This is a genomic window from Roseibium limicola, from assembly GCF_017313085.1.
In the GTDB taxonomy this organism is placed as follows: domain Bacteria; phylum Pseudomonadota; class Alphaproteobacteria; order Rhizobiales; family Stappiaceae; genus Roseibium; species Roseibium limicola.
Genome location: NZ_JAFLNF010000006.1, coordinates 1 through 15,088, shown reverse-complemented (window position 1 = coordinate 15,088; position 15,088 = coordinate 1). Strand labels below are relative to the sequence as shown.

Here is a 15,088-nt window from a genome sequence, read left to right as displayed (position 1 = left end):
CAAATCCCGGCCCCCGAATGTCCTGGACTGATTAGAAAGGAGAGTCCGGGAAGTAGTAGTTTTCAGCGTTTTCCTTGGTCACAAGCGTCGCACCAAGAATGTAGCGGCCGGCAACCGGACCGTTGGACTTGAGCGCGTTGACGGTCGCGTCCATCGCTGTCGCAATCATCGCCGGCGGGTAAAGAACATCGACGGGCATAAGCTCGTCGCCATCCATGACGCCCTTGATGATTTCCTTCATGCCGGCTCCGCCGACAACAAACATGCCGTCGCCATCACGGCCAGCCTGCTTGAGGGCAGCGACCACACCGATTGCGATGTCATCATCCTGCGCCCAGACCGCATCGATGTCGGGGAAGCGCGACAGGAAGTCCTGCATCACCTCGAAGCCGTCATCGCGGTTCCAGTTTGCATGTTTGTCATCCAAAACGTTGATGCCGGAGCCTTCGATTTCGGCCATGAAGGCATCGAAACGCTCATTGTCGATAACCGTCGGAATGCCACGCAGGATGACGATGTTGTCGCCTTCCTTCAGGCGGCCCTTCATGTAGGTGGCGGAGACCTTGCCGAGTTCCGGGTTGTTCCCGGCGACATACAGGTCCTCGATGCCAGGCTGGCTGAGGCCACGGTCAACCACCGTGATCCAGGCGCCCGACTTCTTGACGTTCAGAACCGGATCGGTGAGCGGCTCGGATTCAAACGGCAGAACCACCAAAGCGTCGATGGCATGAACAGAGACGAGATCCTCCAAAGCGCTCGCCTGAGCTCCCGGATCAGGTGAGTTCACCAGGATCAGGTCGACATCGGGATAAAGCGCTTCAAGGCGCTTTTCGGCCTGCTCTGCGTGCCAGTTCATGCCCGACGCCCAGGCATGGGTCGGTGTCGGATAGCTGACGCCGATCTTGATCTTTTCCTGGGCCACCGCAGTGCCTGCAAATGCCAGCAAACCTGTTACGGCCACTGCTTGCAATGCTCTCCTCATAAGCATTAATTCCTCCTCCACATTGTCATTTGAGCGCACCTCTCCCGTCCGGTGCGACCGGTTTAAAATTGGGGGACGGGTCCCGATGCCTTTGAACGCTTAGGTTTATGCGTCTTTTTTCTTGCCGAACGTCCAGTCGCTGCGCTGCAGCAAAACCGCAACGATGATGATCAAGCCCTGCATGGTTCCATTCAGGTAGTTCGAGATCATGTCGGTAAAATTCAAAATATTGCCGATGGTCGTCAGGATGAGTGCGCCGAGTATGGTGCCTCCAATCCGGCCATAGCCCCCCTTCAAAACGGTACCCCCGATGATGACGGCGGCAATGGCCTCCAGCTCCCACAAGACACCGGTCGTGGCCGATGCCGAGCCGAGGCGCGGCACATAGATGATGGTCGCAAAAGACACGCACAGACCCTGAATGATGTAGGTCATGGTCTTGATCCGGTCGACCTTGATCGCCGAGTAGCGCGCCACGGCCTCATTCGAGCCAATCGCCGTGCAATAGCGCCCGAATGCGGTGCGATTCAGCAAGAGCCAGCCGCAGATCGCCACCGCGATGAACACCCAGACCGGGAACGGTAGCCCGAGAAAGCCTTCGTAATAGACCGGGCGATAGGTGCCGCGGATTTCAAAGTCCAGCGACAACGTCCCGCCGTCGGCAAAGTAGGTCACGAGCGAGCGATAGATACCCATTGTGCCAAGTGTGACAATAAAGGCTTCGATCTTGCCCTTTGTGGTCAGTGCACCATTGATCCAGCCGGCGCCAATGCCCAGGAGGATTGCCAGGCCGCAGCCTGTCAAAACGGTCAGAACGCCTGTGCCGAGCGTATCGACCAGACCATCCATCACGATGATCATCACACCGGCGATAGCTGCGGCCATCGACCCGACGGACAGATCAATGCCGCCTGCGGTGATGACGAAGGTCGCGCCGACGGCAATGATGCCGATGAATGCCGACCGTGTGAGCAGATTGGTGATATTGCCCTCACTGATGAAGGCAGGGTTCAGCAAGAACCCGACAAGGCACAGGATCAACAGCGCCACTGCCGGACCGAGTGTCTTGAAGTCGGCGCTGAACCGTCTGGATTTCTTGGTTGCGGCCTCCTGCGATGCAGTCATCATGGTCACTGAATATCCCCTCGTTTCAGTCCCGCGGCATAGCGCATTATTTCGTTTTCGTTGATGTGATCGCCGGTCAGAACTCCGGTGATCTGCCCTTCACGCATCACGGCCACTCTGTGGCACAGGCCGATGATCTCCGGCATTTCGGACGAGATCACCACGACGGAGACGCCCTCTGCGGCGAGTGCTGCAATGAAATGATAGATCTGCTGCTTGGTGCCGACATCGATGCCGCGCGTCGGCTCGTCGATGATGACAATGCGTGGATCGCATTCCATCACCTTGGCCAGAAGCAGCTTTTGCTGATTGCCTCCTGACAGCTTTCCGACCACCACGGATGTATCACGTGCCCGCACATCAAATCGGCGCACCGCCCGCTCCAGCGCGTCACCTTCGGCTGACTGGTCAATCATGAAGTTGCGAATGAATTTCGGCAGGGCCAGAAGGGTCAGGTTCGGCTGCATCTGCTTTTGCAGCAGCAAGCCTTTTTCCTTTCGGTCCTTGGTCAGATAGACAAGGCCTGCATCGCGCGCATCGGCAACGCTCATTGCCCCGACGTCCTTGCCGAAGAGTTTCACACTGCCGCCTTGAATGGGCAGAATTCCGCACAATGCCTCGAACACAGCCGTCCGCCCGGCACCGATCAACCCGGAAAAGCCGAGAATCTCGCCCTTGCGCAAGTCGAAACTGACGTTGCTGATCCCGGGTGCGCTCAGGTTTTGAACCTCAAGCACACGCTCCGCATCGACATCTGCCTCGTTCATCGGCGGGTAGAGGTCGGAGAGCTCGCGCCCGACCATCATCTGGGCCATCGCGTCCGGCGTCAGATCGGCGGCCGGGCGCGTGTCAATCCACTGGCCGTCACGCAGAATGGTGACCCGATCTGCAATCTCCTGGATTTCGCGCAGTTTGTGGGAAACGAAGACGATGCCGACGCCGCTTTGCTTCAGCTTTTCGACCTGTTTGAAGAACAAGGCGGTTTCGTCTTCCGTCAGGACCGCCGTCGGCTCATCCATGATCAAGATGCGTGCATTGCGGCTGACCGCCTTAACGATCTCGACCATTTGCTTTTGGGCAATTGTCAGGTCGGAAATGCGATCCGTCGGAGAGATCGTCAGGCCGATCTCATCCAGCGCGGCCTGCACCTTGGCGCGCATCTCGGTCCGGCTCAAAAAGCCCTTGCTGACCAGCTCACGCCCGAGAAACACATTCTCCTCGACCGTCATCTGCTCTGCGAGATTGAGCTCCTGATGGATCAACACGATCCCAAGATCTTCAGCCGCACCATTGGGCGGCAGAACGACGTTGGCTCCATCAATCTGGATCTGGCCCGACGTCGGCTCATGAAAGCCCGACAGAATCTTGATGAAGGTGGATTTGCCCGCCCCATTCTCCCCAATGAGGGCATGAACCTCGCCAGGGCGAACATTCATGCTGACACTAAACAACACCGGCACGGGCCCGAAGGATTTGCTGATGTTCACAGCTTCCAGGACCGACGCAGACGGATGCGTCGCAATATTCATTTTTTCCCTCCCAAGCGCTGTCTTTCTCCCGAAGACTGCACCTCATCTGGATTTTGTGTAAACGTTTTCACGAAAGATGTAAACCTTTACATTTTGGCTTGTAATCCTTTTCATAAGGACGAAATCGGCCTATACAGGCGCACCCCTGCGAGGGCGACCGACCCGAGAATCCAAAATCGCAGAGCGCATAAGGTTTTAGGAATGAGCGAACCGATCGACCGGCCAGCAACCATTGAAGATGTGGCTAAGCTGGCGGGCGTCTCGATTGCCACGGTGAGCCGCGCATTGCGATCCCCCTCTAAAGTCGCAGAAAGCACGCGCAAAAAAGTGACGGCGGCAATTGCCCGCACCGGCTATCAGGCGAACGCCATGGCGCAGAACCTGCGCATGCAACGATCGCAGATGGTCCTTGTCCTCGCCTCTTCAATTGCCGACCCGAATTTCGCCGGCATTCTGACCGGTCTGGAAAAAGCTGCCAACGACAGGGGCTATGGCGTCCTGATCGGTAACACCGAAGGCACCATCGGCCTGGAGCAAACCTATCTGCGGTTTCTCTCCACCGGCATGGCAGACGGACTGGTGCTGCTGACCGGCCATATCCCGGTTGCCGGTGAACCGCGCACCCCGATGTCGTCCCTGCCGCCGATTGTTGCCACCGAGCGCGCCGTGAACCTGCCCGACCTCAGCTATGTCGGTGTGGACGACGTAGCTGCATCAAAAATGGCAACAGAATATCTCATATCGCTTGGCCATCGCCGCATCGTGTTCATCTCCGGCGGGACGGCGGATATCAGAAGCGATCTGCGCCACTCCGGTTATCAAATGGGCCTGCGGGAATCCTCGCGGGACCTGCGCGACTGGCGCGTTGAAGGAGACGGCACCAGCGAGAGTGGGCGTGCCGCAATCGAGCGGCTGTTCATCAAGGACGACTTGCCGACCGCCTTCTTCTGCTTCAACGACAACACGGCCATCGGCGTGATCTCTGCCCTGCAGATCCGTGGCTACCGGGTGCCGGAGGATTTCTCCGTCCTAGGCTTCGACGACATCCCCTTTGCCAACAACTTCACGCCGAGCCTGACAACCATCCGTCAGCCCCGCCAGCATATCGGTGAACTGGCGATGAACCTGCTGCTGGACCGTCTCGCCAACCGTGAGAAATCGCCCGAAACCCATCTGCTGCATGGCGACCTGATCGTCCGCGAAAGCTGCTCCGGTGTTCAACGTCCAACACCCTGACGCCACTCCCCTGCCAAACCTTCTGATCTGATAAAGTGCCTTTTCCAGTTTTCAGGCCGGCAACTGTGCCCAAATACGAGTCCGCATTGAAATATATTTCAACAAATAAGAAATATATCAAAAAATATTGACCCCTCACTCCCTCCCAGATTTACTTCACCCTACGCAATAAATTGCGTTGAGTGGGATAAATTTCTAATGGCACTTTCTGTGCCTCTAGTTCATGCGCTCTTGGGAGGAGTAAATGAGGAAATTTGCAATAGCGGGTGCTGTGGCATCCCTGGCGATTACAGCAGTTGCGGCCAATACAACGTCGACATCTGCCGCCGAAACGATCCAGTGCGAACCGGGTGAGACCTACGTCATGAACGTGATGGTCTCGTCGCATCCGTATTGGGTCCCAGTCTATCAGGGCTTCAAGCAAGCTGCAGCGGCCTTCGGATGTGAGACAATTTTTTCTGGAACGCCTGACTACGACATCACCAAGCAGATCGCGTCTTTCGAGCAGGACTTGGTGAAAAGCCCTGCCGGGATCCTTCTGCATCCAATGCAGGCCGATCCGTTTATCCAGCCGATCGATCAGGCAGTGGATGGCGGCACTCCGGTTGTGACATTTGCAGCGGATTCACCGAATTCCAAACGATCCTCGTACATCACATCCGACAACCTGGCCGAAGCCAAGTTTGCGGCTGAGGAAATCGTCAAGCAGCTTGGCGACAGCGCAGAATACGCTGTTCTGGAGAATCCGGGGCAGTCCAACCATGATCTCCGTGTCACGGCGTTCATTTCCTACATGGAAGACAACTACCCCGACATGAAGCTGGTGGGTCGTCAGGCGACAAACCAGGATAGCAACGCCGCCTACCGTGCGACCGCTTCCATCCTGCAAGCCAACCCCAACCTGGGTGCACTGTGGATACCGGAAGCCGGCTCTGCGGAAGGCGCCGTCTCTGCGGTGATCGAAGCAGGTGCAAGCCCTCTGGTCATCCATGCGGATATCACGCCGACCACCCTTGAACACATCAAGGCCGGCAACATCCACATGGCCCTCAGTCCGAACCAGGGCATGCAGGGGTTCCTGGGGTTTCTGGCGACATTCTTCGCCGTGCACTCCGAGGTGTTTGACCCGTTTAACGACTACAAGGTTTCGGGCTACACCCCGTTCCAGCTGCCGTTTGCAGACAATGGCTTTGCGGTCATCACCAAGGCCAACGCAGAGAGCTTTGACCTGAACAAGTACATGGAAGGTCGCGATCCGAACTAGGATCCAGCCTTTCTGCAGTACCTCTGGCGGCAGCGCGACATGCTGTCGCCAGATTCCGAGTTTCCGACCGCAGGCCTGAGCCATGACTGACGATGTAATCCTGAAGATCTCGCATGTGAGCAAGTCCTTCGGCGCAGTGCAAGCGCTGAATGGCGTCGACTTCGAACTGCGCAAAGGCGAGATCCATGCCCTGGCTGGTGAAAACGGCGCAGGCAAGTCAACACTGATGAACATCATCGACGGCATTCTGCAGCCCGACAGCGGTGAGATTCTTCTCGACGGACAGGTGGTGCGGATTTCCTCGCCGGCGGAGGCGCAGAAACTCGGCATCGGCTTTGTTCATCAAGAGATTTCGCTTTGCCCGGACGTCTCGGTTGCGGAAAATATCTTCATGGCCGCGACGAATGTCAGTCGCGCCTTTCTGACCGATTATCAGGCGCTGCAGCGCGACGCCGGCGTCATTCTTTCCCAGCTTGCAGATATCGACCCGTCCTGGCCTGTCCGGGAGCTGTCGATTTCCAATCAGCAGCTGGTGGAGATCGCCAAAGCGCTTACACTGGATTGCCGGGTTCTGATCCTTGATGAGCCAACCGCCGCGCTGACCGAGAAAGAAGCGCAGGTGCTGTTCCAGATCATGCGACGGCTCGCAGATCGTGGCATTTCCATCATCTACATCTCACATCGCATGGCGGAGATCTTCGACAATTGCGACCGTGTGTCGGTGTTCCGTGATGGGCGATACATCGTGACCCACAAGGTCAGAGACATACAACCCGGCACCATCGTCAATGCCATGGTCGGGCGGATGATCGATAATCTTTATCCGGCCAAAATGACAGCGGCGCAAACGTCCGACGAGATCATTTTGAAGGTTTCCAACCTTAGCGAGGCCGTTCGGTTCAACGGTATTTCCTTTGAGCTGAAGAAAGGCGAGATCCTCGGGTTTGCCGGACTGATTGGCTCCGGCAGAAGCGAGATCGTCAAAGGCATCTGCCAACTGGAAGGCACCGTCACGGGCGACACCTGGCTCAACGGGCAAAAGCTCGCCCTCAAACACTACAGCGACAGCATTGCCGCCGGGATGGTCTATCTGTCGGAAGACCGCAAGGGCGACGGCGTGTTCCTGGACATGTCGATTTCCGCCAACGTGTCAGCCCTGAAACTTGGACAAGTGTCCGGACCGCTCGGCATCATCAACACCGACAAGGAAGACGGCCAGGCAGAAAAGCTCGGCCACATGCTCAATCTGAAGCACGGCCAGCTGTCGGATCCAGTGTCGTCACTTTCCGGCGGCAACCAGCAAAAAGTCGCCATTGCCAAGATGCTCTCCGTCGACCCGAAGCTGATTTTTCTGGATGAGCCGACACGGGGTGTCGATATCGGGGCGAAAAGTGAGATCCATCGCATTCTGCGCGATCTGGCCCGGTCGGGCGTTGGCATCATCGTTATTTCATCGGAATTGCCGGAGTTGATCGGCGTCTGTGATCGCGTCCTTGTGGTTCGGGAAGGAAGCATCAGTGGCGAAGTCGCGGGCGATGCAATGACGGAAGAAAACATCATGCATCTGGCATCAGTGCTGGAAACGCAAAAGAAGACTGCCTGAGGGAGGAACAAGGTGGAAACTGCTATGGAAGTAGCTGCGCCGGAGCCGGCACGCGGCGGGGGCAACCCCTTGAAGAATATGTTTCGCATGCGCGAGACCGGACTGATCGCCATTATCGTTCTGCTTTTCGCAGTCATGTCCTTTGCATCGCCTTACTTCCTGACTTGGGTGAATATGCGCGCCATGGCCATGGCTTTTGCCGTGGAAGGTGTCGTCGTCGTTGGCATGACGATCCTGCTGATTTCAGGCGGTATTGATCTGTCCGTCGGCTCGGTAACAGCACTGGCTATGGTGATCGCCGGCTGGCTGTTCCTGCAGGGCGTTGATCCCTGGGTCGCCTCGGGGATCTCGATCGCATCCTGCACGGCCATCGGCGCCTTCATGGGGTTCTTCGTCACCCGGATCGGCCTGCATCACTTCATCGTTTCACTGGCCGTCATGGTGATTGCCCGGGGGATCTGCCTGCTGGCGACAGGTGGACGGCCACTCGGCCTCTATACGCTACCGCCAGAGTTCAAATTCATAGGGCAAGGGTCGATCGGGCCTCTCCCGTTGGTGATCATCATCTTCCTGGTTGTAGTACTAGCCTTTGATTTCATGCTGCGACGGACCACCATGTTCCGGAAGGTCTTCTACACCGGTAGCAATGAGAAGGCGGCCGCCTACTCCGGCATCAAAACCAAGAAGGTCATCTTCCTAACCACGACGCTTTGTTCGGCGCTGTGTGGATTTGCCGGCATCATCTACATGGCGCGATTCGGCTCCGCCCAGCCGACTTTCGGTATCGGGATGGAGCTGAACGTGATCGCAGCAGCCGTCATCGGCGGCGCAAGCCTGAGCGGTGGCTCCGGAACGATTTTCGGCGCGATCCTCGGGACAATCCTGTTGTCGGTGGTTTCGAGCTCGCTCGCCCTGCTTGATGTCTCCGTCTACTGGCAGGACATCATTCGCGGATCCATCCTGCTGTCTGCCGTCTCGATTGACCACTATCTCCACAAGATCAGAGCCTAGGCGAAAGGCCGGCACATGCTTGACCACAACCTCGATTTCGAAACTGCCAGGCAGATGCACACGGTGCTCGTGCTGCATTTCCTGGAAGGCCAGAAGCAGTCGGAGATCGCCCAAAAGCTCAATCTCTCGCACTCCAAGGTCAACCGGCTGATCGCGCAAGGGCGCAAGCTCGGCATGATCAAGATCCACATCGAGACGCCATTCCAGCGCTTGATGGAGCGCGAGAGAGAGCTGGTGGAAACCACATCGCTCAGCACGGCGGTGGTGACACCGACGGTTTCGGGCAATGCCGACACCAACCTCCAGCAAGTCGGAAAGGCTGCCGCCAATCTGATCCTGGAGAACGTGCGCGACGGAGATGTGATCGCGATCACCGGCGGAAAGGCCGTCAGTGCCACGGTCGACCATCTCTTCGCCGACCGAAGCTTCAATGTGACGGTGGTCCCCCTGACCGGCGGCGTGCAGGGCAAATTCTACACCGACGTCAACCATCTGGCCTCGCGAATGGCAGAACGTCTGGGGGGCAAGTCGATGCTGATCCACGCTCCGCTGTTTGCCGAAAGCAAAGCCCAGCGCGACATGCTGAAGGAAATGACCACGGTCAAGGAAGTGTTCGACTTGGCTCGGGGCGCCGATCTGGCGCTGACCGGCATCGGCTCGATCGAACCGAGCGGGTCGAGTTACTACGACCTCAACCCGGTGCCGGAAGCCGACCGCAAGATGATGGTCGGCCTCGGGGTGTCGGCCGAGTTCCTTGCACACCTCATTCTCGAAAAGGGCGGGCTGGCGAATTTCGAGTTGAATTCACGTCTGGTCGCCCTCGCGCCCTCGGAAATCACCGGCTGCCGAAATGTCATCGGCGTTGCCGCCGGACCGCAGAAAGTGCAGCCGGTTCAAGCCGTTCTCAACGGCAATTATCTGAATTCATTGATTGTAGACGAGAGCACCGTGAATGCCGTGCTCGAAGGAATGGGAAAGTCACAACATGTTGCATGAGATGCTGAAGCGTCCAATTGGCAAGTCCGGGGTAGAAGCTTCAGTCGTCGGATTGGGCACCTGGGCCATCGGCGGCTGGATGTGGGGCGGCACCGACGAAGCACAGTCCATCGACGCGATTCAGGCTGCCGTCGATGAGGGCATTACCCTGATCGACACGGCACCGGCCTATGGCCAGGGACTGGCGGAAGAGATCGTCGGCAAGGCCTTGCAGGGGCGCCGGGACAGGGTGGTTCTGGCGACCAAATGTGGTCTGGTCTGGCATACCCAGAAGGGCAACCATTTCTTCGACTATGACGGATATCCAGTGCATCGTTATCTCGGCAAGGACGGGATCATCCACGAGATCGAGCAGAGCCTGAAGCGTCTGAAGACCGACTATATCGATCACTACATCACCCACTGGCAGGATCCGACGACACCTGTCGAGGAAACGATGGAAGCGCTTGAGCTGCTGAAGGTCCAGGGCAAGATCCGCTCGATTGGTGCCAGCAACACGTCGGTTGAAGATATCGTCGCCTATGCCAAGGCCGGGCAGCTCGACGCTGTGCAGGAAGAATACAGCATGGTCAAACGCGATATCGAAGACACTCTGCTGCCGGTCTGCGCCAAGCATCGCATCTCCGCCTTGAGCTATTCGTCCCTGGCGCTGGGTCTGCTAAGCGGCAAGATCGGTCCTGACCGGGAGTTCTCCGGCGATGACCAGCGCAAGGACAACCCGCGCTTTTCGATGAGAAACCGCCAGAAGGTTGCTGCTCTGATGACCGCTATCACGCCTGTGGCGGAAGCCCATGAAGCGACGCTGGCGCAGACAGTCATCGCCTGGACCGTCCAACAACCCGGGATCACCTTCTCGCTGTGCGGAGCGCGCAACCCAAAGCAGGCACGTGAGAACGCGGCCGCCGGCCGCATCCGATTGCAGGAGAGTGACATTGCAACAATCAACGAGGCTGCAGCCAAGCATCTGACAAACCTCGACAGCTAACACATCGACCCATCTGGACATCAGCAACGCCGGGGACCGCTCCGGCGAACGGAGACCCCATGTCTGCTCAAAGACAAACAAGCTTCCAGAAGATCACGGAGAACGGCGCGTTCGACGTCGTTGTGATCGGTGGCGGCATCAATGGTCTGGGCGTTTACCGCGAGCTCTCGCTACAGGGTCTTCGTGTGCTGCTGGTGGAGCGCAACGATTTCTGTTCTGGGTGCAGTGCGGCGCCTTCGCGCATGATCCACGGCGGATTGAGGTATCTCGAAAACGGCGAAGTCGATCTGGTGCGGGAATCCCTGGCAGAACGCGATGCCCTACTGGCGAATGCGCCCCACATGGTGCGGCCACTTCCAACCACGATTCCGATCACGTCCTGGTTTTCGGGCCTGTTCAATTCGGCTGCGACGTTCATCGGCAAGACCGGCAAGCCGTCGAACAGAGGCGTTTTGCCGGTGAAAATCGGCCTGGCGCTTTATGACCGGATCACCGGCAAGCGAAGCGCATTGCCAAGGCACCAGTTCCGCGGCGCCTCTGCGACGCTCAAGACCTGGCCCCGCCTGACGCGCAAGCTGCTGTGCTCGGCCACCTATCATGACGCCTGGATCTCCTATCCGGAGCGGTTGGGCGTGGAACTCATTCTGGATACGGCACAGGAGGTTCCGACATCTGTTGCGCTCAACTATGCCGAGCTGCTGCCAGCCAACACCGATGTAGCTGACGCGTTTGAGGTCGAGGACAGGGAAACCGGTGCCCGCTATGCGGTCTCAACCCGTGTTCTGGTCAACGCGTCAGGCGCCTGGCTGGACCAAGTGAACGCCCAGATCGCCCCAACAAAGGAAGCTGTAAAGCCTCTGGTGTCAGGAACAAAGGGTTCGCATCTGATCATCAACAATGGCGACCTGTTCGAGGCGCTGAACGGCCACATGCTCTATTTTGAGAATACCGACGGGCGGGTTTGCATCGTCTTTCCATACCTCGGAAACGTGCTTGCTGGCTCGACAGACATTCGGGTGCAGCATGTGGCGAGAACACGCTGCAGCAAAGATGAAAGAGATTACATACTCGGATCCTTGCAACTGATCTTTCCGGACATTCTTATCAATCGGGACAACATCGTTTTCAGCTTCAGCGGCATTCGCCCGCTCCCGATCAGCGATCACGACTTTACTGGGCGGATCTCGCGCAATCACAAAGTGCACCGTATTGACGGCCCTGTGCCGCAGTTCTGCATGATCGGCGGTAAATGGACTACCTTCCGGGCGTTTTCCGAGCAGACGACCGATGCGGTGCTGCAGGAGCTTGGTCTTGCCCGCCTGAAAGACACAAAGCAATTACCGATCGGCGGCGGGAAAGACTTCCCAAATGAAGCCGACGTGCTTGCGACCCGCCTGATGGAAGACTTCGGAATTTCGCGGCAGCGAGCCGACTATCTGACGGATGTCTACGGCACCCGCGCCAGACTGGTAATCGCCGCGTGCCAACAGGGTTCAAACGACGAGCCGCTGGTATCGGGCCTGAACCTGACTGCGGCCGAGATCATCTGGCTGGTCGAAAACGAGCATGTCGAGCACCTCTCCGACCTCATCTTCCGCAGAACGTCCCTGGCCATCGCCGGCCACGTCACCACCACCGTGATCGAGGAGATCGCGGCGATCATGGCGACCCATCTGAACTGGAGTCCGCAACGGTTGGAGCAGGAAGGCCAGTCCGTTTTGGATGACCTTCGAGACTACCATGGGGTTTCGCTTGAAGACCTGAGACACCGAGCAATTACAAGGAGTAAAGAATGCGCGTGAGCCCGAAAGCCCGCATGAACCGGCTGTTCACCAACGGGGGCTGCCTCGATGTCGCTCTCGATCACGGAGTGTGCAACGAACCCAGCTTTCTCGTTGGTCTGGAAAACATGCCACAGGTGGTCGACACGCTGATCAAGGCAAAACCGGATGCCATCCAGATGGCCTATGGTCAAGCAGATCTGTTGCAGGTCCGCCCGGAGAAGGACAAGCCCGCGCTGGTCATGCGCATCGACATGGGCAATCCCTATAACGACCAGCGCCACAAGACCATGTGGTCAATGCTGCAAAACGCCGAAGAGCCGCTTATCGGCGCGCTGGAGATGGACGCAGCCGCCGTGGTGGTCAATCTCTTCATGCTGCCCGAGGAACCCGAGCTTTTCCGCCAGTGCGTCGAGAATATCTCCCGCATTCGCGCCGCGTGCCAAGCTTACGGCATGCCGCTGATGATCGAGCCGCTGGTCATGCTGCCGAATGAGGTACGTGGCGGATACCAGGTCGATGGTGATGCGGATAAGATCGTCACACTGGTACGACTCGCAAGCGAGATGGGTGCCGACATAATCAAGGCAGACCCGACGAGTGATCCCAATGACTTTCACCGGGTGATCGAAGCTGCCCGGGTTCCCGTGCTGGTGCGCGGTGGCGGCAAGGAGGACCTGAAGACCGTTCTGAAAAAATCCGCCACACTGATGGCGCAAGGTGCCAACGGGATGGTCTATGGACGCAATATCTATCAGCATGACAACCCGAAAGCGGTCGTCGCTGCCCTGATGGCGATGATACACGACAAGGTGGATGGAGACGAAGCGTGGGACATCTATAGCCGTGGCTGACAATAAGACGTATCTACTTGGGCTTGATGCAGGCAACACCGTGATCAAGGCGGTGTTGTTTGATCTGGAAGGTAAGGTCGTCGCGATGCATGCCCTCGACGGGCAATCGTCGTCGCCGTCTCCCGGCTACGTGGAGCGCGACCTCAACGAGCTCTGGGCGAATGCTGAGGTCGCAATCCGAACCTGTCTACAGGAAGCCGGTGTCGCTCCGTCTGACATCGCGGCAATCGGCTGTGCCGGGCATGGCAACGGTCTCTATCTGATCGATGCTGACGGCATCCCGCTGATCGGAATTCAATCGCTAGATTCCCGTGCTGCAGACCTTGCAGATGAGCTGGCAAAGCGCCACGGCGCGGCCTTCCATTCCATCTGCTTGCAAAAACCCTGGCCATCACAAACGCCAGTACTTCTCGCCTGGGTCAAGCAACATCAGCCCGAGCTTTATGCCAGGACCGCTACGGTGATGCTGTGCAAGGATTTCATCAATTTCAAACTGACCGGCGCGCGCACCAGTGACCTGTCCGACATGTCAGGTTGCGGTCTGCTGCGCATGCCGGAGTGTGACTATGATGATGACTTGCTGTCGCTCTACGGTCTGGCTGATGCCCGCGATCTGATGCCGGAGCTGATCAACCCAACAGATCTGTGCGGACACGTCAACGCGGCGGCGGCGAGAACAACCGGTCTGGCCGAGGGAACGCCGGTGATCGGCGGCTATTTCGATGTGGTCGCCAGCGCCATGGGGTCAGGTGTCGTCTCCCCTGGGGAGGCCTCGATCATCGTTGGCACCTGGAGCATCAACCAAGTGTTTTCCGAAAGGCCGGTCGAAAATCAGGATGTCTTTATGGCCGCAGGCTTCGGCCCAGGCCGCTTCGTCAACATTGAATCCAGCGCGACATCGGCGGGCAATCTGGAGTGGTACGTCCGGGAGTTTATAGAACGTGGCGGCCATCACGAAGACCCGTTCGGCTATTGCAACGACCAGGTCGCGACCGTCACCCCTGCCCTGGATGATCCGATGTTCCACCCCTTTCTCTATGGGTCCCGTCAAGGCTCCGAGTTTCGGGCCGGATATTACGGCGTCGCAGGATGGCACGGCGAAGGGCATTTGCTCCGCGCGTTGTTCGAGGGAGTGATGTTTGAGCATCGGCGACACGTCGAAGTCCTGCGCAATACCGGCGTGCGGTTTGAAACTGCAGCGCTTTCTGGTGGTGGCTCACGAAGTCCAATCTGGCCGCAAATGTTTGCCGATGGGCTAAATGTTCCTATGCGGGTTGCCGATGCTCATGAGACTGGTGCGCTGGGGGCTGCCATTGGAGCCGGTGTCGGAGCCGGGCTTTTCGACAGCTATGAGACAGGCATTCAAGTCATGACACGGGTTCGCGCGCAGTTTGTACCCGACATCCAGATGATTGACTACTACAACACCCGATACGCCCACTACCTGGCACTGCGCGACGCCATGCGTTTCCTCTGGTCAGCGAGTTGCGAATTTTGATATTTACATAATCCGCCCCAAGTCGACATCCGTTCACTGATTACTAAAAGACGTGCCTCCCCTGCTTTTTTTCCCGTCCCATTCGTCCCGTCAAACGTCAAAAAGCCCGCAGGATTTCTCCGTGCGGGCTTTTTTGTGTTTTGTATTTGGTTGCGGGAGCAGGATTTGAACCTGCGACCTTCAGGTTATGAGCCTGACGAGCTACCGGACTGCTCCATCCCGCG

Annotated in this window: 12 protein-coding genes and 1 tRNA gene; 9 read left to right on the top strand and 4 right to left on the bottom strand. The window is 57.8% G+C overall.

The features are described from left to right. Positions 1-31 precede the first annotated feature (31 nt). The 3 genes from J0X15_RS13800 to J0X15_RS13790 form a co-directional block, all read right to left on the bottom strand. The gene (locus J0X15_RS13800) at positions 32-988 is read right to left on the bottom strand and encodes a substrate-binding domain-containing protein (RefSeq protein WP_206941864.1); all 957 of its coding nucleotides are present in this window, start codon (positions 986-988) and stop codon (positions 32-34) included. 99 nt (positions 989-1,087) lie between these two features. Continuing rightward, positions 1,088-2,110, bottom strand: a complete 1,023-nt coding sequence (locus J0X15_RS13795) for an ABC transporter permease (RefSeq protein ID WP_206941863.1) — start codon at positions 2,108-2,110, stop codon at positions 1,088-1,090. A 2-nt stretch (positions 2,111-2,112) separates the two neighbouring features. Then, on the bottom strand, positions 2,113-3,636 hold the full coding sequence (locus J0X15_RS13790; RefSeq protein ID WP_206941861.1) for a sugar ABC transporter ATP-binding protein: 1,524 nt from the start codon (positions 3,634-3,636) through the stop codon (positions 2,113-2,115). A 201-nt stretch (positions 3,637-3,837) separates the two neighbouring features. Here J0X15_RS13790 and J0X15_RS13785 point away from each other — a divergent pair, with 201 nt between their 5' ends. From J0X15_RS13785 to J0X15_RS13745, 9 genes are all read left to right on the top strand, one after another. Then, a complete protein-coding gene (locus J0X15_RS13785) occupies positions 3,838-4,872 on the top strand; it encodes a LacI family DNA-binding transcriptional regulator (RefSeq protein ID WP_206941859.1) in 1,035 nt (344 codons plus the stop codon). Positions 4,873-5,116: 244 nt separating this feature from the next. Beyond that, complete coding sequence (locus J0X15_RS13780; protein ID WP_206941857.1) at positions 5,117-6,136, top strand: substrate-binding domain-containing protein; 1,020 nt, start codon at positions 5,117-5,119, stop codon at positions 6,134-6,136. An 82-nt stretch (positions 6,137-6,218) separates the two neighbouring features. Next, positions 6,219-7,739, top strand: coding sequence for a sugar ABC transporter ATP-binding protein (locus J0X15_RS13775; protein WP_206941856.1), 1,521 nt, complete (start codon positions 6,219-6,221; stop codon positions 7,737-7,739). A 24-nt stretch (positions 7,740-7,763) separates the two neighbouring features. Then, entirely contained in the window at positions 7,764-8,750 is a 987-nt protein-coding gene (locus J0X15_RS13770; RefSeq protein ID WP_206941854.1) for an ABC transporter permease, read from the top strand. A 15-nt stretch (positions 8,751-8,765) separates the two neighbouring features. Further along, positions 8,766-9,746 carry a sugar-binding transcriptional regulator gene (locus J0X15_RS13765; protein WP_206941851.1) on the top strand — a complete coding sequence of 327 codons (981 nt, stop codon included), beginning with the start codon at positions 8,766-8,768 and terminating at the stop codon, positions 9,744-9,746. Beyond that, entirely contained in the window at positions 9,736-10,731 is a 996-nt protein-coding gene (locus J0X15_RS13760; protein WP_206941849.1) for an aldo/keto reductase, read from the top strand. The genes J0X15_RS13765 and J0X15_RS13760 overlap by 11 nt, the downstream gene beginning before the upstream one ends. Positions 10,732-10,790: 59 nt before the next feature. Then, complete coding sequence (locus tag J0X15_RS13755; protein WP_206941847.1) at positions 10,791-12,533, top strand: glycerol-3-phosphate dehydrogenase/oxidase; 1,743 nt, start codon at positions 10,791-10,793, stop codon at positions 12,531-12,533. Further along, positions 12,524-13,366, top strand: coding sequence for a class I fructose-bisphosphate aldolase (locus tag J0X15_RS13750; protein WP_206941846.1), 843 nt, complete (start codon positions 12,524-12,526; stop codon positions 13,364-13,366). Before J0X15_RS13755 ends, J0X15_RS13750 begins: the two co-directional genes overlap by 10 nt. Beyond that, positions 13,359-14,864, top strand: a complete 1,506-nt coding sequence (locus J0X15_RS13745; RefSeq protein ID WP_206941845.1) for an FGGY-family carbohydrate kinase — start codon at positions 13,359-13,361, stop codon at positions 14,862-14,864. Before J0X15_RS13750 ends, J0X15_RS13745 begins: the two co-directional genes overlap by 8 nt. Before the next feature lie 147 nt (positions 14,865-15,011). Here J0X15_RS13745 and J0X15_RS13740 read toward each other — a convergent pair. Further along, positions 15,012-15,088: transfer RNA gene (locus tag J0X15_RS13740), tRNA-Met, on the bottom strand.